The organism is Intrasporangium sp., from assembly GCF_040414665.1.
Lineage (GTDB): Bacteria > Actinomycetota > Actinomycetes > Actinomycetales > Dermatophilaceae > Intrasporangium.
In genome coordinates this window covers 20,208-39,462 of record NZ_JBEDUL010000147.1, presented here as the reverse complement: position 1 = coordinate 39,462, position 19,255 = coordinate 20,208, and the positions used below count along the sequence as shown (strand labels likewise).

Genomic DNA, 19,255 nt, shown 5'->3' with positions numbered 1-19,255 from the left:
GGGCTGAGATAGCTCCATGCCGCATCGGCGTGGCGTTCGCAGGCACGCAGCTGCTCGGTGCTCGCGGTGGCGACGGCGCGCCACGCCGCGGGGACGTATTGCGGGTCGTCGGCAACGAGGCGGTCGGTCCCGCTCGGTGAGCGCAGCGGCCCGGCACCGCCGATGACGAGGAGTCGCGTGCCGGCACGGGCGGCGGCATCGAGGACGCTCGTCGTCAGGGCCGCCAGGGTGTCCTCCTGGCCGAGGGCTGGACGGACGGCGAGGACGGCCCTGTCGGCGCCCCGGAGCGCGACCGCGAGCTGCTGCTGCTCGCGGGCGTCGACAGCGATGGGGGTGATGGCATCGCCGGGCGGATGGCTGCCGGGGTGCCGGGAGGCGGCAATGACCCGATGTCCGCGCGCAGTCGCTTCGGCGACGAGACGGGTGCCGACCATGCCGGTCGCGCCGATGACGGTGATGTTCATGGGTGGGCTCCTTCGCGAGGACGTGGGGTGAGCTGACCGGCCCCGAGCGCGGCGAGTGCGAGCGCGAACCCGGTCAGCTGGAGGGAGTCGAGCGTCTGGCCGAGCACGAGGGCGCCGAGGCCGGCGGCCACGAGCGGGGAGAGCAGGCCGAGGAGGGCGGTCGCCGTGACGGGCAAGGTCCGCAGGCCCGTGAACCAGAGGGTGTACGCGGCCAGTCCGCCGACGAGGCCGAGCCAGGCATACCCCGCAACGGCCCCGCCACCGACCTGGCTGGGGAGACCCTCGACGAGCAGGGTCGGGACGAGCAGCACGAGGCCACCGGCGGTGAGCTGCCAGCTCGCGTAGGCGATGGCACTGACGCCCTCGGGCCGGCCCCACCGCTTGGTGAGGATCACGCCCAGCCCCATGGAGCCCGCGCCGGCAAGGCCGGCGACGATGCCGGTGACGTCGAAGGAGGCGCCGGGCCCCAGCACGACCAGGGCGACACCGGCGACCCCGGCAAGGCCCCAGCCCAGCCGCCACCGAGACAGTGGCTCGGACAGCACGACCACGGCCAGCAGGGCGACGATGACGGGCTGGGTGGCTCCCAGGGTGGCGGCAACCCCACCGGGGAGGCGCTCGGCGGCCAGGAACAACAGCGGGAAGAAGAGGCCGATGTTCAACGTCCCGAGCACTGCGGTTCGCCATCTCCAGCCCGGTGGCGGCAGGGTCCGCGCGATGGCCAGGGCGAGCAGGCCGGCCGGCAGCGCGCGGATGAGCGAGGCGAACATCGGGTGGCCGTGCGGCAACAGCTCCGTGGTGACGATGTAGGTCGTCCCCCAGACGGCGGGAGCGAGGGCGGTCGTCAGGGTGGGCAGGGTCCGGTTGGTCGTCGGCGCCGGTGCGAGAGGGCGCAGTCTCGTCGTGGTGGTCACGTGACAACGGTGCGGTCGGAGCCGTCGATGAGTCCAACACATCGTTATCACTGCAGCGATCGCAATGCATCATTGATCCATGGAACTGCACCAGCTGCGCTACGTGATCGCCGTGGCAGAGACGCAGAACTTCACGCGGGCCGCTCAACGCTGCTTCGTCGTCCAGTCAGCGCTGAGCCACCAGATCAAGTCGCTGGAGCTCGAGCTCGGCGTGCGGCTGTTCGCCCGGACCAGCCGGCGCGTTGAGCTGACCGACGCCGGCGCGGCATTCCTGCCTGCGGCACGGGCCTGCCTGGCAGCGGCCGAGCAGGCCGCGGCGGATGCCGCTGCGGCCACCGGCCAGCTCCGGGGGCGGTTGACCATCGGCCTGATCCCCACCGTCACCGCCATCGACGTCCCGGCCGCGTTGCGCGAGTTCCGCCAGGCTCATCCGGCGGTCCGCATCGCGGTGCGAGGTGGTGGGAGCGACGCGCTCGTTGCCGCCATCGACGCCGGGGCGGTCGACGTCGCCGTCCTCGGTCTCCCGGACTCCGTCCCGCCGCAACGGGTCCAGACCCGCGAGCTGCTGCGGGACCGGCTCGTCGCCGTCCTCAGCGCGAGCCATCGCCTCGCCGGACGGGACGCCGTCAACCTGCGTGACCTGGCCGAGGAGTCCTTCGCGGACTTCCCCGCCGGGACCCCGGGCCGTGCCCAGAGCGACCTCGCCTTCGCGGCGGCGGGCTTGCGGCGCGAGGTCGCCTTCGAGGCCATGGACCCGAGTCTCATTCTCGGCCTCATCCGGCAGGACCTCGCCGTCGCCCTCCTCGCACCGGCCCTCGTTCCGGTGTCGGTCGACCTGGCCGCGGTCCCGGTCACGGACGGGCCCACGCGCATCGAGTACCTCGCCTGGAGCAGCTTCAATCCCAGTCGCGCGACCCTCGCGTTCCTCGAGGCGCTCCAGCCGCAGCTCGGACCCCGACCAGGGTCGGCCCCGAGCGCCAGACGGCTAGGATCGGGCGGTGACTGAGATCGAGATCGGCCGAGGCAAGCGCGGACGGCGGGCCTACTCCTTCGACGACATCGCCGTGGTGCCCTCCCGGCGCACCCGCGATCCCGAGGAGGTCTCGGTCTCGTGGCAGATCGACGCCTACCACTTCGACATCCCGGTCATGGCGGCGCCGATGGACTCGGTCGTCTCTCCCGAGTCCGCGATCGCGCTCGGCAAGCTGGGCGCGCTGCCCGTCCTCGATCTCGAGGGTCTGTGGACCCGCTACGAGGACCCGACGGCGCAGCTGGCGGAGATCGCCGGGCTCGACCCGGCCAACGCAACCCCGCGCATGCAGGAGATCTACGCCGAGCCGATCAAGCCGGAGCTCATCACCGAGCGGCTGCACCAGCTGCGTGAGGCGGGCGTCACGGTGGCCGGTGCGCTGTCGCCGCAGCGCACCCAGCAGCACTGGAAGACCGTCGTCGACGCGGGAGTCGACCTGTTCGTCATTCGTGGCACGACGGTGTCCGCCGAGCACGTGTCCGGTCGGGCGGAGCCGCTCAACCTCAAGCGGTTCATCTACGAGCTCGACGTGCCGGTCATCGTCGGCGGGGCCGCGTCCTACACCGCGGCGCTGCACCTGATGCGCACGGGGGCGGCTGGCGTGCTCGTCGGTTTCGGCGGGGGAGCGGCGCACACGACCCGCAAGACGCTCGGCATCCATGCACCGATGGCCTCGGCCGTGGCCGATGTCGCCGCCGCGCGGCGGGACTACCTCGACGAGTCCGGCGGCCGGTACGTCCACGTCATCGCGGACGGAGGCGTCGGCACCTCGGGTGACATCGTCAAGGCCGTCGCGTGCGGGGCCGACGCCGTCATGCTCGGCGCCGCACTGGCCCGCGCCACGGACGCGCCCGGGCGCGGGTACCACTGGGGCCCTGAGGCGCATCACTCCGAGCTGCCGCGCGGTGTCCGGATGGAGCTCGGCATGCAGGCCTCGATCGAGGAGATCCTCTTCGGCCCGGGGCGGCAGGCCGACGGCACGACGAACCTCGTCGGCGCCCTGCGCCGTGCCATGGCGACGACCGGGTACAGCGATGTCAAGGAGTTCCAGCGCGTCGAGGTCGTCGTCTCGCCCTACCTCGGTCAGTAACGATCACGGCAGTTTCTCCTGCCGTATGCCGCTGGGCTCGCTTCCGCACGTCCGCCAGGTCGGGCTGTGGGTTTCGTTACTCAGCGGTAGCCTTCGCGGACCACGGCGTTTACGCTGCGACTATGACGCAGGTGTACGACCACGACGTCGTGGTCATCGGGTCGGGCTTCGGTGGATCGGTGGCGGCTCTCCGGCTGGCTGAGAAGGGCTACCGCGTCCATGTCTACGAGGCCGGCCGCCGTTTCGGCGACGACGACTTCGCGGAGACGAGCTGGAACCTGCGGCGCTATCTCTGGGCGCCCCGGCTGGGCTGCTACGGGGTCCAGCGGATCCACCGGCTGCCGGAGTGCCTCATCCTCGGCGGAGCCGGCGTCGGAGGTGGCTCCCTCAACTACGCCAACACCCTCTATGTGCCCCCGGAGCCGTTCTTCCGCGACCCGCAGTGGTCGGACATCACCGACTGGCAGGCCGAGCTGGCGCCGCACTACGCGACGGCCCAGCGCATGCTCGGAGTGGTCGAGAACCCGTGCTGGGGCCCCGTGGAGCAGGTCATGAAGGACACGGCGAACGATCTCGGCGTCGGGGACTCGTTCCGCAAGACCCCGGTCGCCGTCTACTTCGGGGAGCCCGGCAAGCGGGTGCCGGATCCGTTCTTCGGCGGTGAGGGCCCGGACCGCGTCGGCTGCACCGAGTGTGGGAACTGCATGGTCGGCTGCAAGGTCGGCGCCAAGAACACGCTCGTCAAGAACTACCTGGCCCTCGCCGAGCGACGCGGCGTGACGATCGAGCCGCTGCGCACGGTGACCGAGGTACGCCCGCTCGACCCCGCCCGGCCGGAGCGCGGCTACGCCGTGACCACCGAGCGCACCGGTGGCTGGACCAGACGAGGCAAGGACCGTCGAACGATCACCGCCGACCAGGTCGTGATCGCGGCGGGTGCCTGGGGGACGGCGCAGCTGCTGCACGCCATGCGAGAGAGCCACCTACCGCGGCTGTCGGGCCGACTCGGCGACCTCACGAGGACGAACTCGGAGGCCCTCGCGGGGGCGACCACGGCGCGCGTGCCGCAGGGGATGGATCTGTCGCGGGGAGTCGCGATCACCTCGAGCTTCCATGTGAACGAGACCACCCACGTCGAGAACGTCCGCTATGGCAAGGGCTCCAACGCCATGGGCCTGCTCGCGGTCCTGCAGGTCGACGGCGGCGGTCGGTTGCCGCGGTGGGCCAGGTTCCTGGGCCAGACGGTGGCCCACCCGGCCGTCTTCCTCAGGTCCCTGTCGAAACGCCGCTGGAGCGAGCGCACCGTCATCGCGCTCGTCATGCAGACGACGGACAACTCCATCAACGTGCGGCGCCGACGTGGCCTCCTCGGCACCCGCCTGACCTCGTCGCAGGGCTACGGTGCGCCCAACCCGACCTACATCCCCGAGGGCAACGCCGCGGTGCGCGCCCTGGCGGGCCGGCTCGGCCGGGCGACCGGCGAGCGAGCCTTCCCGGGGTCCAGCATCGGCGAGATCCTCGACATCCCGATGACCGCCCACTTCATCGGGGGTGCGGTGATCTCCGCGTCTCCGGACCAGGGCGTCATCGATCCCTACCACCGCGTCTGGAACTATCCGGGCCTGCACGTCGTGGATGGCGCGGCCATCTCGGCGAACCTCGGCGTGAACCCGAGCCTGACGATCACCGCACAGGCCGAGCGCGCCATGTCGTTGTGGCCAGCTCGGGGACGGCAGGACGAGCGCCCGACCCAGGCAGAGCCCTACGCACGCCGGTTGCGCGGAGGTCCGGAGGGTCAGTCGCTCCTCTCGAGCGCCTCGGACAGCTCGTCGACGTCGAGGTTGCTGCGGTCGACGCGCCCGTTGCGATAGGCGGCCCGGCCGACGAGGTGGGCGGAGACCGGGGCGGTGAAGAACTGCGCGGCGCCGGCGATGACCAGAGTCGAGATGGCAGCCCAGGAGCGCAGCATCAGGGCCAGGGCGGCGATGACGAGAATCAGCCCGAGGGTCTGCGGCTTGGTCACTGCATGAAGCCGGGAAAGCGTGTCGGGGAAGCGGATCAGTCCAACCGCTCCGGCGAGGCACAGCGCTGCGCCGAGGAGCAGGGAGATCGCACCGGCGACGTCGAGGATGGCGGGCCAGTTCACGGGGCTGCCTCCGGTTCGGACGCCTGGTCGTCGGAGTCGCGTGAGAGCAAGCGGGTGATGGACACGCCTCCGATGTAGCTGATGATCGTCAGGATCATGATGAGCGAGAGGTTGGTCTCGTGGTGGTTGGACACCGACTCGAGGGCAATCCCGGCGATGAGGACGATGAGGAGCACGTCGATCGCGAGGATCCGGTCGAGCGCGCTCGGGCCTCGGTAGATCCGGAAGAGACACAGGGCAGCGGCGAGGCCGAGCATGAGGGTCGCGGCGGCGGTGACGATGGTCATCGTCCCTCCTTCTTGAGCTGTTCGACGGCGGCGATCTCCTCGGGCGATCCGAGCACGCGTACGACGCGTTCCTCGATCTCCAGCACGTGGTCGTGGAAGCGCCTGACCGCCTCCTCGCCCGAGACGTCGAGCAGGTGGAGATAGACGATCGAGTGCGACCTCCGGGCTTCGATGACGGTCGAGCCGGGGACGAGCCCGACGAGCAAGGACGTCAGCGTGAGGTAGAAGTCGGAGCGGCTGCGCAGCTGGACCTCGATGACGGAGTTGCGCGGGGGGCTGGGGCGGAAGGCCAGGATGGCGACGTGGATGGACGCGACGGTGAGGTCCCAGAAGAAGTGGGCCAACAACCCGAGCAGCCGGGTGACGCGCAGCCGACCTCCGAACTCGATGGAGGGCAGCGGGAAGGCGAGGGTGACCACGAGCCCGACGACCAGGCCGGACAGGATGTTGCCCCAGCTGATGCGGTCCCAGAGCAGGCACCAGGCCAGCGCGACGACGAGGATGGCACGGGGCTGGAACGAGCGCCGCCGTCTCCGTGGCGTCTCGGTCGGAACGGGGCCCTCCACTGGCTGGGGCTGCGTGCTCATCTGCGCACCTCCGGGGGCAGCACGCTCGTGATGTAGGGGTCACGCTGCATGAGATCCGTCGCGGCACGCTGGGTGTAGGCGAAGAGCGGCCCGGCAGCGAGCGTGATGACGATGCCCACCGCAGTCATCGCTGCCGTCGCCCACAGCATCGTCTTGGGCAGTGGGCGTGCGGCCTGTGCGGTGGCGGTCGCGCGCCGCCGCGGCGGGTCGGTGTAGAAGTCACGGGGCCCGGTCGCGAGGGCCTCCCCCCGTGAGTCGGTCCGTGCCGCGGCCCCCTGCGCGACGGGGACCGGTGTCGTCTCGAACTCCTCGGACCCGGCGGTGCCATCCGCTTCCTCGTCCGCGGTGGCCTGCTGGGGGGCGCTGCGCCAGAACGCCTGGCTCCAGACCTTCGACAGCGCGTAGAGCGTGAGCAGGCTGGTCACGATTCCGGCCACCACGAGGACCCAGGCCATCGGCGTGCCCAGCTCCAGTCCCGCGTGCAGCAGACCGATCTTCGCGAGGAATCCGGACAGTGGCGGGATGCCGGACAGGTTCATGGCCGAGGTGAAGAACAGGATGGCGAGCACCGGTGAGGCAGCCGCGAGGCCGCCGAGCCGGTCAAGTGACGTCGTCCCACCGAGCCGCTCCACGAGTCCGGTGATGAGGAACAGCGCGGTCTGGATGGTGATGTGGTGGGCGACGTAGAAGATCGCGCCGGCGGTGCCGTGCTCGCTCGCGAGGGCAATGCCGAAGATCATGTAGCCGATGTGGCTGACCAGCGTGAAGGACAGCATTCGCTTGAGCCCGGTCTGGGACACCGCACCGAGGATGCCGATGATCATGGTCAGCAGCGCCGCCCACATGAGCAGCCCGGTGAGGGGCGACTCGGGGAAGAGGAGCGTCTGTGTGCGGATGATCGCGTAGACACCGACCTTCGTCAGCAAGCCGGCGAAGACGGCCGTCACCGGCGCCGGCGCGGTCGGGTAGCTGTCGGGCAGCCACGAGGACATTGGGAAGACGGCCGCCTTGATCCCGAAGGTCGTGAGCAGCGCCAGCTGCACGACGAGGGCCACGCTGGCCGGCAGCCCCTCGATCCGGAGGGCGAGCTGTGCGAGGTTGACGGTCCCCGTCGCGGCATAGGCCGACGCGATGGCGATGAGGAACAGGGACGAGCTGACCAGGCTGACGACGACGTACGTCGTGCCGGCATGGATTCGGGGTCCCGTGCCACCCAGCGTCAGCAGGACGTAGGAGGCGAAGAGCAGGATCTCGAAGCCGACGAAGAGGTTGAAGAGGTCGCCCGCCAGGAACGCGTTGGACACGCCAGCCATGAGCACGAGGTAGGTCGGGTGGAAGATCGACATCGGCGTGTCCTCCTCGTCGTCCGCCTGCCCTTGGCCAATGGCGAAGATGAGGACGAGCAGCGAGACGACGGCCGACACGAGCAGCATGAGCGAGCTCAGCCGGTCGGCGACGAGGGAGATGCCGAGCGGTTCCGGCCAGGCGCCGAGCCAGAGGACCTGCGGGCCGTGAGCGTCGGTCTGCTGGACGAGGATGGCCGCCACCGCGACGACGGTGGTGAGGACACCCACACTGATGGTCCGCTGCAGGGCCGGTGAACGCCGGAAGGCGAGGGTGAGGGCGGCACCGAGCAGCGGAAGCAGCACGGCCATCGGGACGAGGTTGGGCACGGTTGAGCTCATGGGCTGCTCTCCCGAGCACTCTCGTCAGCGGTCGAGGTCGGGGTCAGGTTGGGGTCGTACGTGGACGACGTCTCGTTGGCCAGCGCGAGATCGAGGATCCGTGCGTCCTCCGCGTCGTCGGGCACGTCATCCGTCCCCGACAGCTGCCAGAGCCGGTAGGCCAGGGCGAGCAGGAAGCCCATCGTGGCCAGGGAGATGACGATGGCCGTCAACACCATCGCCTGCGGCAACGGATCGCTCATCTCCCCCGGCTCGCTCGCACCGACGAACGGGGGGTCTCCCGCCTCGCCCGCCACGACGATGTAGAGGATCGAGACGCCGTTGCCGACGAGGAGCAGTCCGAGCAGGATCCGCACGAGGCTTCGGTCCAGCACGAGGACGGTTCCGGTGGCGATGAGCGCGGCCACGACGATGATGAGCGTGACGTTGGGCTCGATCGTCGGCTCGATGAGGGCGATCATGGCGAGGCCTCCCTGCTTCGGGGCCGTGACGCACCGGAGTCGGCCGTTCGAGCAGGCTCCCCGGAGGGGGCCGCCCCGTCCGCGTCCGGTTCGCCCGCAGGAGCCGCGTCGGGTGCCGGAGCCTCGCCCGCAGGCGAAGCGTCGATGGCCGCTGCGGCGCCGGGGTCGGACGTCGCCTCGGCGATGTGGCGGTCGATGCCGGTGCCGAGGCTCCGGACGATGTCGAGCATCATTCCCACGACGATGAGGTAGACGCCGGCGTCGAAGAACAGTGAGGTGACCAGGTGCACCTCTCCCCAGATCGGCAGCTCGAAGTCCAGGGCGGTCGTCTGGAGGATGGTGCCACCGAAAGCGAGCGGGGCCAGCGCCGAGGCGACGACGACGAGCAGGCCCAGCCCGACGAGGAGGCCGGCGTCGAAGGGGGCCGCCTCGTCGAGCTCGTAGCGCCCGCCGGCGAGGTAGCGGATCGCCAGGGCGAGCCCGGCCACCAGTCCGCCGGCGAAACCGCCGCCTGGTTGGTTGTGGCCGGCGAAGAGCAGGTACAGCGACGCCGCGAGCATGACGTGGAAGAAGAGCCGGGTGACGACCTCGAAGATGACCGACCGGCGTTCGGGTCGCAGCGTGCGACCACCGTGCAGCCACGTGCCCCTCGTCGGCTCGGTCGGGGGGAGGTTCTTGGCCGTGGCGCGGGAGAGCCGGGCGTTCCGGGTCTGGACGAAGATGAGACTCGCGATCCCGGTCGCGGCGGCGACGAGGACGGAGACCTCGCCCATCGTGTCCCACGCCCTTATGTCGACGAGGGCCACGTTGACGATGTTCCGGCCATGGCCGAAGTCGTACGCCTCGGTGGGGAACCGCGCGGAGGCCGGCAGCTGGGTGCGGGCGCTCGTGGTGACGAGCGCCATGGCGGCGACCCCGAGGCCGACGGCGAGGCCGAGGACGGGGCGCCAGGACCGGACCGGCGACTGCGGGTGGCGGGTGAACTTCGTCGGAAGCCTGCGCAGGACGAGGACGAAGACGACGAGGGCGACCGTCTCGACGAGCATCTGGGTGATGCCGAGATCCGGCGCGCCGGCGAGAATGAAGATCGTGGCTGTCCCGTAGCCCGTGACCCCGACGAGCATGAAGCTCGTCAGGCGTCTGCGGGTGAAGAGGACGAGGAGGGCTGCCGCGACGACGATCCCGGCCACGACGGCCTGGGCTGGGGTGTCCCACGGGCGCACGGCACCGACGGACCCTCCCAGCACCGCGGCCCCGCCAGGCAGCGCGACGAACACCACGAGGATCGCCATGATGTAGAGGGGAAGGGAGCCACGTTGGGTCACCGCGGTGGTTTCGACCGCGCCCCGGTCGACGCCCCGGAGCACGTGACCGAAGATGCGCTCGCCGTCGACGAAGTCCGGGACCCGGGCCTGGGCTCGGGCGACGTCCTCCCGGGCAAGGAACAGGAGGCCACCGGCGAGGATCGAGACGACGGAGAGCGCAAGGGGGACAGTCAGGCCATGCCAGAGCGCGAGTGGCTCGGGGGCGTCGCCCACGGTGAACTCGTCCGCGTAGGGCATCAGCCAGGTGGACTCGATCGGGGCGAGCAGGCCCAGGAAGAGCGAGGTCACGCCGAGCAGGAGCGGTGCCGCGACGAATCCGGGATGCGGCACGGTGAACCGCGTGGTCGGGACGCCGGGCTTGGTGGCGAATGCCCCCCACATGAAGCGCGCCGTGTAGGCCACGGTGAGGACCGACCCGAGGAGGATGCCCGCCAGGGCGATCCACCCCCAGGCCCGGGGCAGCGGTGCGGCGTCCTCGATGCCGCCCAGAACCGCGCCGAGCACGCTCTCCTTCGCGACGAAGCCGGTGAGGGGCGCCACGCCGGCCATCGAGAGCGCCGCCAGTCCGGCCGGGATGCTCACCGGGAGGAGCCGGCGGCCGAGGCCCGAGAGGCGCCTCAGGTCGCGGGTTCCCGTCGACTTGTCGATGATCCCGACCGTGAGGAAGAGCGTGGACTTGAACAGGGCGTGCCCGATGATGAGCGCGAGAGCCGAGAGCGCGGCCGCGCGCGTGCCGATCCCGCTGATGGCCACCATGAATCCCAGCTGGCTCACGGTGCCGTAGGCGAGCAGGAGCTTGAGGTCGTGCTGGCGCAGCGCCCGCCATCCGCCGAGGAGCATGGTGGCGATGCCCAGCCCAACCGTGAGGGCATGCCAGGCCGGGGCCCCGGCGAAGGCCGGGGCGAGGAGGGCGACGAGGTAGACACCGGCCTTGACCATGGCAGCTGCGTGGAGGTAGGCGCTGACCGGTGTCGGCGCGGCCATGGCGCCGGGGAGCCAGAAATGGAACGGGATGAGCGCCGACTTCGACAGCGCCCCGACAAGCAACAGAATGATGGCAGCGACGGTGACCCCGTCGAGCGGCGGTGGGGAGCTGAGGAGCTCGCTGATCGAGTACGTGTGGTGGACCCCGATGGCGATGATCCCGATGAGCATCGCGAGGCCGCCGAAGGTCGTCACGAGCAGCGCCTGCATTGCGGCACGCCGGTTGGTCGAGCTGGCCGGGTTGTGTCCGATGAGCAGGTAGGAGAAGACCGTGGTCAGCTCCCAGAAGACGTAGAGGACGAGGAGGTTGTCCGTCAGGACCAGGCCGAGCATCGCACCGGCGAAGGCGGTGAAGACCGCGGTGAAGCGCCACATGGTGGCGTCACCGGCTTTGAAGTACCAGGCGCAGTACATCAGGACGAGGGCGCCGACTCCCGTGACGAGCAGCCCCAGAACCCACGACAATGTGGTCACCCGGAAGTCGAGGTCGACCCCGAGCCCGGGCACCCATGAGATGTGTTGGGTCGGGCCCTGCCCGGCTCGCACCTCGCTCGAGACGGAGACGAGCCAGCCAAACGCCGTGGCCGGCACCAGCGCGAGGACGAGGAACGCCTTCCGGCCGAGCAGGCTGACGAGGAGCGGGGCGACGACGGCTGCCACCAGGTGCAGGAGCAGCAGTTGCGCCACGGGTCTCCTCGAAACGTCGGTTGGGAAGAGTCCGGCTCGGCTGCGCCGGAGGGACGATTCTACGGGGAGGTTTCGGCCGAGCCGACGTCGGTCCGCGCGGCGCGCGCGAGGGCGAGGCTGCTCAGAACGTCGTGAAGCTGCCCCGGGCGAGGAAGAAGCCGTGCTCCTTGTTCGGGTCGATGCAGGTCACGCCCCACTCCTCGCTGAGGCACGTCACGTCGACGCCCGGCAGGCGCGCGACGCGGCCGTAGGCGAGCTTCTTCGCCTCGGAGTCCCGGATTGAGTCGGTGTTGCAGACCGGGGTGACCGCTCCGGCGACGAGCTCCAGCCGGCCGACGTCGTTGGCCTCGCCACGTGCGCAGATCCCGTCGGCAGGCGGCTCGATGCGGCCCTCCTCCACCTCGCAGGCGGCGAAGTCGGGGCCGAGACGGCAGTAGATGTTGCCGCTCGGGCTGCGGAACTCGGCGATCTCGACGGACCTGCCGGCGTTGTCGAAGAGCTCCCGCGCCCGGTCGTACGAGAACACCGCATCATTCAGGTGCCCGGCGCGCAGGGAGACCGGAACGGGTGACGTCTCCTGGCTTGTCGTGGGCGTCGCCTCCGGCGTGCTTTGGGAGGCGGCTTCCACAGGCGGGTCCACCCAGACCGTCACCGTGGCAGCAGGGAGCGGCTCGGGTCCGCCGCAGCCGGTGAGCCCGACCAGCGAGAGGACAGCCGCGGCGCCGGCGAGCACGATCCGGTGGCGTCGGCGGTGGAGGGACGTGCGGCCGCTCATGAGCGTCGAGTGTGCCACGGTCGCTCGGGCGGTGACACAGCGGCTCCGGGCCGTGACCTACGCTTGACGCGTGTTCCGTGGCCTGCTCACCCCGCGCTGGGTGGGCTTGACGATCGTCATGCTCATCGCGGTCGTCGCGTGCGTCTTCCTCGGGCTCTGGCAGCTGGGCGTCGCGCAGGACGAGGGCCGCAAGGAGGCCGTCTCCGCGGCGGCCGCGCTGCCCCGCGCGCCGCTCCCCGAGGTGGCGACCCCGCACTCCGCGTTCCAGGCGGAGTTCTCCAACCGGCCCGTGAGCGTCACTGGGACGTATGCCGCCGAGCTGGGGTTCGTCGTTCCCGACCGTCGGCTGGGTGGCCGGGTCGGCTCCTGGGTGGTGACACCGCTCGAGACCTCGGCCGGCACTGTTGCCGTCCTGCGCGGGTTCGTCGACGGGACACCGACGACCGCGCCGCCGCCACCCGCAGGGACGGTGACCGTCCTCGGCACGCTCGGGCCCGGGGAGTCGCCACGCAGCGGCCCGCCCCTGCCGGACGGCCAGCGCCGCGGCATCGACCTGGCGCAGCTCGTCAACGAGTGGCCCGGGGATCTCTACAACGTCGTGCTGCTCGCCTCGTCCGAGTCGGGGCAGGCAGGTGCGCACGCCGATCCGGTGCTCGCCCGGGTGCCGCCGCCAGAGGCCGACGCACCCCTCAACCTCAAGAACCTTGCCTACGCCGTCCAGTGGTGGGTCTTCGGTCTCTTCGCGATCTGGATGTGGTGGAAGATGTTCCGAGCAGAGCAGCAGCCGGCCGACCCAGAGCCGGCAGCACCGAGAGAGGACGCGCACGCGTGAGCACCTATCCGAGCAACCTGGCCAAGCCGAAGCAGATCAGGACGGCGCTGAGCTTCTATCGGGTCATGGCCTTCATCGCCGGTGTCGCGCTCCTCGTCCTGGTCACCGAGATGGTCATGAAGTACGCCCTCGACCAGACCAACTTCCTCACCGAGAACTGGAGCTACATCCACGGCTTCATCTACATGGTCTTCGCGGCGTCGGTCGCGAACCTCGGCGTCAAGCTCGCGTGGGATCTCAAGCGGATCGTCCTCAACCTGCTGGCCGGCTTCGTGCCCATCGTCCCGTGGATCGCAGAGCACCGGAACACGCAGGAGGTCAACGCGCTGCTCCAGCGCGCCTACGCCGCCTGACCTCAACCTCGAGTGTGCACTTCGCGCCGCTCACCCCGTCGGTCGAGTGTGCATCTTGCGCCGAGGTCCGCGTGCCACCTCGTCGAGTGTGCAGTGTGCGCCGCTCATGCCTTGCCCCGTGGGGGACGAATGACGGGATGAGGGTGTCGCGGCCGTGCTTGGGCCGCCGACCTGGACCGGGTCGGTCCCGTCATCGGTCCCGTCCGATGGCGACGCGAAGTGCACACTCGAGGCAGGCGGCGCCCGGGTGCCTCGTCGAGTGTGCGGTGTGGGCCGCTCATGCCCTGGCCCGTGGGGGACGAATGACGGGATGAGGTGTCGTGGCCGTGCTTGGGCAGCCGACCTGGACCGGGTCGGTCCCGTCATCGTTCCCCGTCCGATGGCGACGCGAAGTGCCCACTCGAGGCAGTCGGCGGGCCAGGCCCTTCGTCGAGTGTGCGGTGTGCGCCGCTCATGCCCTGCCCCGTGGGGGACGAATGACGGGATGAGGTGTCGCGGCCGTGCTTGGGCAGCCGACCTGGACCGGGTCGGTCCCGTCATCGGTCCCGTCCAATGGCGACGCGAAGTGCACACTCGAGGCAGTCGGCGCCCGGGCACCTCGTCGAGTGTGCAGTGTGCGCCGGGGTCCGCGTGCACACTCGACCAAGCGGGATGGGTGGCGTGAAGTGCGCACTCGATTGGAAGGGGCGGGCGGCTAGGCTTCGTGCGTGAAAGAAGCGCACGACCTCCAGGCCCACCCCGTCCTCGTCGTCGACTTCGGTGCACAGTACGCCCAGCTCATCGCCCGGCGGGTCCGCGAGGCGCAGGTGTACAGCGAGGTCGTGCCGCACTCCATGCCGGTTGCGGACCTGCTCGCCAAGCAGCCCGTCGCGATCATCCTGTCCGGCGGCCCGAGCTCGGTCTACGAGGAGGGCGCACCGCGCCTCGACCCGGCGTTGCTCGAGGCGGGTGTGCCGGTCCTCGGCATGTGCTACGGGTTCCAGTCCATGGCCCGGGCCCTCGGCGGCACGGTCGACCGCACCGGAGCCCGGGAGTACGGCAAGACCGAGGCGTCGATCTCCCGAACCGACTCGACGCTGTTCGACGGCCAGCCGGAGGAGCAGGTCGTGTGGATGTCGCACGGCGACTCGGTGGGCGAGGCCCCGGACGGCTTCCTCATCACCGCTTCGACGCTGGCCACCCCCGTCGCTGCCTTCGAGGACGACGAGCGCCGTCTCTACGGCGTCCAGTGGCACCCCGAGGTGCTGCACTCCGAGCACGGCCAGCAGGTCATCGAGAACTTCCTCCGGAAGGGCGCGGGCATCGAGCCGGAGTGGACGCCGGGCAACGTCGTCGAGGAGCTCGTCGACAGCATTCGCGAACAGGTCGGTGAGGACCGCGTCCTCTGCGCCCTGTCCGGCGGCGTCGACTCCTCCGTCGCTGCGGCGCTCGTCCAGAGGGCCGTCGGCGACCAGCTGACCTGTGTCTTCGTCGACCACGGCCTGCTGCGCGAGGGCGAGGCCGAGCAGGTCGAGAAGGACTTCGTCGACGCGACCGGGGTCGATCTCGTCGTCGTCGACGCCCAGGAGCGCTTCCTCGGTGCGCTGGCCGGCATCACCGATCCCGAGACGAAGCGCAAGACCATCGGCGAGCAGTTCATCCGGGTCTTCGAGCAGGCAGCCCGTGATGTCGTCGGCAGCCACGCGGATGAGGAGCACCCGGTCAAGTGGCTCGTCCAGGGCACGCTCTACCCCGACGTCGTCGAGTCCGGCGGCGGCGAGGGCGCGGCGAACATCAAGAGCCACCACAACGTCGGCGGTCTGCCCGACGACCTCCAGTTCAAGCTCGTCGAGCCCCTGCGCAGCCTGTTCAAGGACGAGGTGCGCCAGGTCGGCCTCGAGCTCGGGGTCCCGGAGGCGATCGTCTGGCGGCAGCCGTTCCCCGGCCCCGGGCTCGGGATCCGCATCATCGGCGCCGTCGACGCGGAGCGGCTGGCCATCCTGCGCCGCGCGGACGCGATCGCCCGCGAGGAGCTGACGAGGGCCGGGCTCGACCGTGACATCTGGCAGTGCCCGGTCGTGCTGCTCGCCGACGTGCGCTCGGTCGGCGTCCAGGGCGACGGTCGCACGTACGGCCACCCGGTCGTCCTGCGGCCGGTGGCGTCGGAGGATGCGATGACGGCTGACTGGGCGCGGGTCCCCTACGAGGTGCTCGCGACGATCTCGACGCGCATCACCAACGAGGTCGAGGAGGTCAACCGGGTCGTGCTCGACGTGACGAGCAAGCCACCCGGCACGATCGAATGGGAGTGACCTGAGCCCTCAGCGTCAGTGGCCGGTCGCCGCGATGTAGACGTTCGCGTTGCCGTTCGGGTTGATGAGCACGGCGGGCGCCAGGCAGCGGACCGGCAGTGTGACGTCGTCCTTGATCTGGGCGTTTCCGGCGGCGCTCAGCGGGACCGCTGCGGTCGTCGCAACGCGCTCACCGTTGCACGCGACGGTGGCCGTGACGTTGCGGACCTGACCGACCCCGACCCCGGGGATGAGCAGACCGGCGATCGTGACCTTGACCGTGCCGTCGAGCTCGAGCTTGGCCTCGCTGGTGCCGATCTGCCACGGGGCGCCACCCCGGGTCGCGCCGAAGAGGGGTGGGTCGCTGAGGATGCTGCCCTGGAGCGGGGCCTTGAGCAGGGCGTCCGCATCGGCGGCGATCGCCGCAGTCCCGGTGACGAGGGTCGCGGCCGCCAGGCCACCGAGGACGAAGGACGCAGTACGGGACGGACGGTGCATGGTCGCCTCCGCTTCCATGGTCGGAATGGGTCGCTGGCGAAGACGCCGAGGCGGTGCGTGCGGTTCACCCGCGACACCGCGATGCCCGCTCGCCGGAAGCTCCGGGAGGGCTGGGAGGGCACGTGCGAGCGAGTGCGAGCTCAGCGGCATACGCCATTAGGGTGTTCGGCATGTGCGGAATCGCTGGGTACCACGGGCTGACGGCCGACGAGGCGCTGCTGCGCCGGATGAACGACTGCCAGGTCCACCGCGGTCCCGACGGCGACGGCATCTTCACCGACGGCCTGGTCGGATTCGCGCACCGGCGGCTGTCAATCATCGACCGTGCCCACGGCCAGCAGCCGATGACCACCCGCGACGGCCGCTACACGATCAGCTACAACGGCGAGGTCTACAACTATCTCGACCTGCGCGCCGAGCTCGAACCCCTCGGCCACACCTTCGAGACGGACAGCGACACGGAGGTCGTTCTCCAGGCCTTCGCGGAGTGGGGCGCGGACGCGTTCGACCGCTTCAACGGGATGTTCGGCGTCGCCATCTGGGACGCGCAGGAGCGCTCGCTGACGCTCGCCCGCGACCATTTCGGGATCAAACCGCTTTACGTATGCCGCTCAGCCGGCTCGGGCGCGGATGGCGGGGACGTGTGGTTGTTCAGTTCCGAGATCAAGCCCCTGCTGGCATCGGGGCGGTACGAGAAGCGACCGAACGACCGGACGATCTACCGCTACCTGCGCTACCGGATCCACGAGGACGGGCGAGAGACGTTCTTCGACGGGGTCGAGCGGCTCGAGCCCGGCGAGATGATGGTCATCGGTGCCGACGGATCCGTCGGGCGACGGTCGTTCACGCGGCTGCGGGACGAGCTGCTCGAGCTGGCCCGGGAACAGCGGCCCTACGACGAGGCCGCGGTCCGCGAGTACCGCGAGCGGCTGACCGAGGCGGTGCGCCTGCGGCTGCAGTCGGAGGTGCCGGTCGGGACGTCGCTCTCCGGCGGACTCGACTCGTCCGCGGTCGCCGTCATCATCAACCGGCTGCTGAACGAGCACGACGCCACCGCCGCGGGGTCGGTGGGCCAGCAGCAGAACACCTTCTCCGCCGTGTTCCCGAACTCGATCAACGACGAGGAGCGCTACGTCGACGACATCCTCGAGATCTGCCGGGGACAGGTCAGCGGGCACAAGATCAAGCCGACGGCCTCGGAGTTCAAGGAGGACCTCGTCGACTTCGTGCGCACGCAGGAGGAGCCGCTCATCTCGAGCGGTCCCTACGCGCAGTACCAGGTGATGCGCGAGGCGACGAAGCACGTCACCGTCCTGCTTGACGGGCAGGGCGCCGACGAGATGATGGCCGGCTACATCCCCTACTACTTCGTCTACCTGCGCCAGCTCCGGGCGCAGGGTGGCCTCGCGGCGGCACGCGAGCTGTCCAAGTCGCTCGACGTGCTCTACCGGCTCGGGCGGTTCAAGCTCAAGGCACGGTTGCGCGGGCGCAAGGACATCCCAACGACCCAGCTGCTCGGCCAGGGGTTCGTGGCCGCGCACCAAGGGGAGCGGTACGCCGTCGAGGGGTCGAACCTCAAGAAGCGCCTCGTCGAGGACCTCTTCGTCGGGTCGCTGCCGTCGTTGCTCCGCTACGAGGACAAGAACACGATGCGGTTCTCGCTCGAGGGGCGCGTGCCGTTCCTCGACAAGGAGGTCGTCAAGTTCATCTTCTCGCTGTCCGACGAGGCCATCATCAAGGACGGCTGGAACAAGCGCATCCTGCGCGACGCGACGCGCGACCTCCTGCCCGAGTCGATCAACCGGCGCCGCAACAAGATTGGCTTCACCACGCCGCAGGGCGAGTGGTTCATGCGCCTGAAGAACCACTTCTACGGGATCTTCCTGTCGGAGTCCTTCGCGACCCGGCCGTACTTCAACCAGACCGAGGTGCTGCACGCCTTCGAGGGATGGATCAAGGGCACCAACGACGTCGACTCGATGACGTTCTGGCGTCTGGTCAACCTCGAGCTGTGGCTCCAGGAGTACTTCGACGACAAGCCTGCGGACGCCGACGTCGCCCCCCGGGTCAAGACGGACTACGAGCCGAACGCCCGCAAGGAGCTCGACCTCGTGCTCGACGCCGCCGAGGGTGCCGGCGCCGGCGCCGGCAGGACGGTGCGACGCTATCCGTTGCGGGCCGAGCTCTACGCGAGGGAGGACGATCTGGAGCAGAGGACCCTCGGCTACCTCGAGCGGTTCTTCGCAGGGCTGCCGGCGGCCGGTGGCGACCACGACGTCGCGACCAAGGGGCGCTGGTACTTCTTCATCTCGGAGAAGATCGTCGCCATCACCCAGGGCCGCTCGTACTTCATCTGGGACATCAAGGTCTCGCGTCCGGCACGCATCCTGTCGCGCTACGTGACGCGCACTCCCGCAGGGATCGGCCTCGGCTCGCCCTTCACCATGCAGCTCGCCATCGAGGAGGCCGGCCTGCCGCGGGTCCTCTACGCCTCGGCCGGTGGCGCCATCGGCAAGCTCATCGGCAAGCGCGGCCTGTTCTACGAGCTCGTCGGCGGCGACATCCGCGCCATCGACGGCCCGACGGAGTACTCGGTCTACCCGGCCAACGTCTCGGCCAAGCTAGCCCCCAAGGACCCGGACGCCGTGGCGGCGCGCCTGTCGGCCCTCATCCGCGAGCGTGTCCCCGCGCCCTGGCGCGACACGTTCGCGGGGACCGTCGTCATGGACGCCAATGACATCGGCCGCAATGTCCTGGGCATGGACGCGCCGGGACCCAAGGAGCACTACGAGGCGATGTTCGCCGACAACCCGCTCGGCCAGGGGTCCGAGCAGACGCCGATGGCCGTCGTCTTCGAGCAGTCCTGA

General features: G+C 70.2%; 17 protein-coding genes. 7 read left to right on the top strand and 10 right to left on the bottom strand.

Annotated elements, in window-relative coordinates; all coding sequences use genetic code 11:
* On the bottom strand, nucleotides 1-464 hold a 464-nt coding region (locus ABF401_RS15640; RefSeq protein ID WP_353510499.1), incomplete at its 3' end, for an NAD(P)-dependent oxidoreductase.
* Nucleotides 461-1,378 carry an EamA family transporter gene (locus ABF401_RS15635; RefSeq protein WP_353510498.1) on the bottom strand — a complete coding sequence of 306 codons (918 nt, stop codon included), beginning with the start codon at nucleotides 1,376-1,378 and terminating at the stop codon, nucleotides 461-463. The genes ABF401_RS15640 and ABF401_RS15635, both read right to left, overlap by 4 nt.
* 79 nt (nucleotides 1,379-1,457) lie before the next feature.
* On the opposite strand from ABF401_RS15635, the gene ABF401_RS15630 reads away from it, so the two are divergent.
* The 3 genes from ABF401_RS15630 to ABF401_RS15620 all read left to right on the top strand — a co-directional run bounded on the left by ABF401_RS15630 (nucleotide 1,458) and on the right by ABF401_RS15620 (nucleotide 5,369).
* Nucleotides 1,458-2,384, top strand: a complete 927-nt coding sequence (locus tag ABF401_RS15630; RefSeq protein ID WP_353510497.1) for a LysR family transcriptional regulator — start codon at nucleotides 1,458-1,460, stop codon at nucleotides 2,382-2,384.
* Nucleotides 2,377-3,498: a GuaB3 family IMP dehydrogenase-related protein gene (locus tag ABF401_RS15625; protein WP_353510496.1), complete on the top strand. Its 1,122-nt coding sequence runs from the start codon at nucleotides 2,377-2,379 to the stop codon at nucleotides 3,496-3,498. Before ABF401_RS15630 ends, ABF401_RS15625 begins: the two co-directional genes overlap by 8 nt.
* Before the next feature lie 122 nt (nucleotides 3,499-3,620).
* Nucleotides 3,621-5,369, top strand: coding sequence for a GMC oxidoreductase (locus ABF401_RS15620; RefSeq protein ID WP_353510495.1), 1,749 nt, complete (start codon nucleotides 3,621-3,623; stop codon nucleotides 5,367-5,369).
* Here ABF401_RS15620 and mnhG read toward each other — a convergent pair.
* The 7 genes from mnhG to ABF401_RS15585 form a co-directional block, all read right to left on the bottom strand.
* Nucleotides 5,294-5,644 (bottom strand): monovalent cation/H(+) antiporter subunit G, encoded by a 351-nt coding sequence (gene mnhG, locus ABF401_RS15615; protein WP_353510494.1) that lies wholly within the window; start codon nucleotides 5,642-5,644, stop codon nucleotides 5,294-5,296. The two genes, ABF401_RS15620 and mnhG, sit on opposite strands and share 76 nt — an antisense overlap.
* On the bottom strand, nucleotides 5,641-5,931 hold the full coding sequence (locus ABF401_RS15610; protein ID WP_353510493.1) for an MrpF/PhaF family protein: 291 nt from the start codon (nucleotides 5,929-5,931) through the stop codon (nucleotides 5,641-5,643). Before ABF401_RS15610 ends, mnhG begins: the two co-directional genes overlap by 4 nt.
* The gene (locus tag ABF401_RS15605; RefSeq protein WP_353510492.1) at nucleotides 5,928-6,518 is read right to left on the bottom strand and encodes a Na+/H+ antiporter subunit E; all 591 of its coding nucleotides are present in this window, start codon (nucleotides 6,516-6,518) and stop codon (nucleotides 5,928-5,930) included. Before ABF401_RS15605 ends, ABF401_RS15610 begins: the two co-directional genes overlap by 4 nt.
* Nucleotides 6,515-8,203, bottom strand: a complete 1,689-nt coding sequence (locus ABF401_RS15600) for a Na+/H+ antiporter subunit D (protein ID WP_353510491.1) — start codon at nucleotides 8,201-8,203, stop codon at nucleotides 6,515-6,517. Before ABF401_RS15600 ends, ABF401_RS15605 begins: the two co-directional genes overlap by 4 nt.
* Entirely contained in the window at nucleotides 8,200-8,664 is a 465-nt protein-coding gene (locus ABF401_RS15595) for a Na(+)/H(+) antiporter subunit C (protein ID WP_353510490.1), read from the bottom strand. The genes ABF401_RS15600 and ABF401_RS15595 overlap by 4 nt, the downstream gene beginning before the upstream one ends.
* Entirely contained in the window at nucleotides 8,661-11,660 is a 3,000-nt protein-coding gene (locus tag ABF401_RS15590; RefSeq protein WP_353510489.1) for a Na+/H+ antiporter subunit A, read from the bottom strand. The genes ABF401_RS15595 and ABF401_RS15590 overlap by 4 nt, the downstream gene beginning before the upstream one ends.
* A gap of 121 nt (nucleotides 11,661-11,781) precedes the next feature.
* Nucleotides 11,782-12,435, bottom strand: a complete 654-nt coding sequence (locus tag ABF401_RS15585) for a hypothetical protein (RefSeq protein WP_353510488.1) — start codon at nucleotides 12,433-12,435, stop codon at nucleotides 11,782-11,784.
* Between the two features lie 70 nt (nucleotides 12,436-12,505).
* Here ABF401_RS15585 and ABF401_RS15580 point away from each other — a divergent pair, with 70 nt between their 5' ends.
* The 3 genes from ABF401_RS15580 (at nucleotide 12,506) to guaA (ending at nucleotide 15,911) form a co-directional block, all read left to right on the top strand.
* Nucleotides 12,506-13,267 carry an SURF1 family protein gene (locus ABF401_RS15580; protein WP_353510487.1) on the top strand — a complete coding sequence of 254 codons (762 nt, stop codon included), beginning with the start codon at nucleotides 12,506-12,508 and terminating at the stop codon, nucleotides 13,265-13,267.
* A complete protein-coding gene (locus tag ABF401_RS15575; RefSeq protein WP_353510486.1) occupies nucleotides 13,264-13,620 on the top strand; it encodes a DUF3817 domain-containing protein in 357 nt (118 codons plus the stop codon). Before ABF401_RS15580 ends, ABF401_RS15575 begins: the two co-directional genes overlap by 4 nt.
* A 707-nt stretch (nucleotides 13,621-14,327) precedes the next feature.
* The gene (gene guaA / locus ABF401_RS15570; RefSeq protein WP_353510485.1) at nucleotides 14,328-15,911 is read left to right on the top strand and encodes a glutamine-hydrolyzing GMP synthase; all 1,584 of its coding nucleotides are present in this window, start codon (nucleotides 14,328-14,330) and stop codon (nucleotides 15,909-15,911) included.
* 15 nt (nucleotides 15,912-15,926) lie between these two features.
* Here the strand turns inward: guaA and ABF401_RS15565 are convergent, their stop codons facing one another.
* Complete coding sequence (locus ABF401_RS15565; protein ID WP_353510484.1) at nucleotides 15,927-16,388, bottom strand: hypothetical protein; 462 nt, start codon at nucleotides 16,386-16,388, stop codon at nucleotides 15,927-15,929.
* 170 nt (nucleotides 16,389-16,558) lie between these two features.
* Here ABF401_RS15565 and asnB point away from each other — a divergent pair, with 170 nt between their 5' ends.
* Nucleotides 16,559-19,255, top strand: coding sequence for an asparagine synthase (glutamine-hydrolyzing) (gene asnB / locus ABF401_RS15560; RefSeq protein ID WP_353510483.1), 2,697 nt, complete (start codon nucleotides 16,559-16,561; stop codon nucleotides 19,253-19,255).

Bases quoted from the DNA above. Each gene is read 5' to 3' on its own strand.
- ABF401_RS15630 (WP_353510497.1), top strand. From the start codon at position 1,458: ATGGAACTGCACCAGCTGCGCTACGTGATCGCCGTGGCAGAGACGCAG.
- ABF401_RS15620 (WP_353510495.1), top strand. From the start codon at position 3,621: ATGACGCAGGTGTACGACCACGACGTCGTGGTCATCGGGTCGGGCTTC.
- ABF401_RS15610 (WP_353510493.1), bottom strand. From the start codon at position 5,931: ATGACCATCGTCACCGCCGCCGCGACCCTCATGCTCGGCCTCGCCGCT.
- ABF401_RS15605 (WP_353510492.1), bottom strand. From the start codon at position 6,518: ATGAGCACGCAGCCCCAGCCAGTGGAGGGCCCCGTTCCGACCGAGACG.
- ABF401_RS15600 (WP_353510491.1), bottom strand. From the start codon at position 8,203: ATGAGCTCAACCGTGCCCAACCTCGTCCCGATGGCCGTGCTGCTTCCG.
- ABF401_RS15595 (WP_353510490.1), bottom strand. From the start codon at position 8,664: ATGATCGCCCTCATCGAGCCGACGATCGAGCCCAACGTCACGCTCATC.
- ABF401_RS15585 (WP_353510488.1), bottom strand. From the start codon at position 12,435: ATGAGCGGCCGCACGTCCCTCCACCGCCGACGCCACCGGATCGTGCTC.
- ABF401_RS15565 (WP_353510484.1), bottom strand. From the start codon at position 16,388: ATGCACCGTCCGTCCCGTACTGCGTCCTTCGTCCTCGGTGGCCTGGCG.
- asnB (WP_353510483.1), top strand. From the start codon at position 16,559: ATGTGCGGAATCGCTGGGTACCACGGGCTGACGGCCGACGAGGCGCTG.